Origin of the sequence: Kitasatospora sp. NPDC059803 (assembly GCF_042732255.1) — a bacterium.
Lineage (GTDB): Bacteria > Actinomycetota > Actinomycetes > Streptomycetales > Streptomycetaceae > Kitasatospora.
Window position 1 is genome coordinate 1,322 of record NZ_JBHWIJ010000502.1, and the last position, 1,717, is coordinate 3,038.

Below are 1,717 nucleotides of genomic sequence, written 5' to 3' on the forward strand. Positions count from 1 at the left end.
CCGCGCCCCGGCCCGGGGGGCGGGCGGCGCCCGCGCCACCCCGCCCGGGGGCGGCCGCCCCGCCCCGCCCCCCCCCACCCCCCCCGCCCCCGCCTCACCCCCACACCCCCGGGCGCCGGGAACCACAGCCCGTGCACCAGTCGTCTACCTGTGTGACGAGTTCCGCCGTTGTCCGGGGAGACTAGTGCCATGGCCGTGCCCCGAACCCTCCTCGCCGCGCTGCTCTGCTGCACCGCCGCAGCCGCTCTCGCCGCCTGCACTCCCGCCGACTCCGCGCCCACCATCGCCGCCGCCTCCGCCGCCGCCGTCGCCGACGGGGCGTACGACGACGAGGACGACCTGCTGGACGACGACCTCGCCGGCCCCGAGCCCAGCATGGACACCTCCCCCTCCCCCTCCGCCGACTGCGCCACCCCGACCCCGACCGAACGCCCCGGGCACACCGTCCTCGTGGTCATCGCCACCGAGGACGGCGACGTCACCGCCCAGCCCGCCCGCTACTCCTGCGACGAGGCCCGCTACGAGGGGACGGGGGCGCCGGCCCGCTACGGCTTCGCGACCGCCGGGGTCGAGGCCACGCTCGTCGACCACCCGCACGCCGACCCGACCAGACCCGTCCGGCTGGAGGACGTGCTCGGGCACCTGGAGGACTGCCTGGCCGAGCACGAACCCGACCCGCCGTACGGGTGCTACGGCAGCGTGTACGACGTGGTGCTGGACTCGCACGGACGGATCATGCGGATCGGGGAGCTGGTCGGGCCGTGATCCGGCCGTGGACCGGCTGAGCTCGGAACCGGCTCAGGACGGGGCGACGAGGCCGAACTCGTAGGCCTGGATGACCAGGTGGACCCGGTCCCGGGCGTCCAGCTTGGTGAACAGCCGGGCCACGTGCGCCTTGGCGGTGGCCACGCTGATGGTCAGCTCCTCGGCGATCTCGCCGTTGGACAGCCCGCGGCCGACCAGCGTCAGCACCTCGCGCTCGCGGTCGGTGATCCCGTCGACCGTCGTCCGGCCGGACCGGGCGGCGGCGGGCTGCGGGCGGGCGGCGAACTCGCCGATCAGCCGGCGGGTGATGCTCGGCGCGATCAGGGCGTCCCCGGCGGCGACCACCCGGACGCCGTCGAGGATGGTCTCCAGGGCGAGGTCCTTGACCAGGAAGCCGGCCGCCCCGGCCCGCAGCGCGCCGTACACGTAGTCGTCGTCGTCGAAGGTGGTGAGGACGAGGACGTGGGTCGGCAGGCCGGGGTCGGCGGTGATCCGGCGGGTGGCCTCGATGCCGTCCATGCCGGGCATCCGGATGTCCATCACGGCGACGTCGGGGCGCAGCCGGCCGACCAGCTCCACCGCCTCGGCGCCGTTGCCGGCCTCGCCGACGACCTCCAGGTCCGGGGTGTCGGCGATGAGCACGCGCAGACCGGTGCGGATGAGCGGCTGGTCGTCGACCAGGACGACACGGATCACGGGGAGACCTCCACGGGGAGCGGCAGTCGGGCGGCGACCTGGAAGCCGCCCGCGGGGCGCGGGCCGGCGCTGAACTCGCCGTGCAGCAGGCCGACCCGCTCGCGCATGCCGGCGATGCCGTAACCGGAGCCCGCGGGGCGGCCGCCGGCGCCCGCGCCCCCCGCCGCCAGCCCCCCCGCGCCCACCGGCCCCACCACCCGCAGGGCCTCGCCGCCCGCGTGGACCAGGGCCAGGAACCGGTCGTGCAGCCCGGCGT

2 protein-coding genes and 1 pseudogene are annotated in these 1,717 nt (G+C 76.7%); 1 reads left to right on the forward strand and 2 read right to left on the reverse strand.

Annotation, left to right across the window (positions count from 1 at the left end; all coding sequences use genetic code 11):
• Nucleotides 1-189: 189 nt before the first annotated feature.
• Nucleotides 190-765, forward strand: coding sequence for a hypothetical protein (locus ACFV6I_RS38765; protein WP_380430909.1), 576 nt, complete (start codon nt 190-192; stop codon nt 763-765).
• A gap of 33 nt (nt 766-798) precedes the next feature.
• Here the strand turns inward: ACFV6I_RS38765 and ACFV6I_RS38770 are convergent, their stop codons facing one another.
• A complete protein-coding gene (locus ACFV6I_RS38770) occupies nt 799-1,461 on the reverse strand; it encodes a response regulator (RefSeq protein WP_380344704.1) in 663 nt (220 codons plus the stop codon).
• A pseudogene (locus ACFV6I_RS38775) lies at nt 1,458-1,717 on the reverse strand (hypothetical protein); the annotation flags it as partial. The gene ACFV6I_RS38770 and the pseudogene ACFV6I_RS38775, both read right to left, overlap by 4 nt.

Coding starts and splice junctions, on each gene's coding strand:
- ACFV6I_RS38765 (WP_380430909.1), top strand. CDS start 190: ATGGCCGTGCCCCGAACCCTCCTCGCCGCGCTGCTCTGCTGCACCGCC.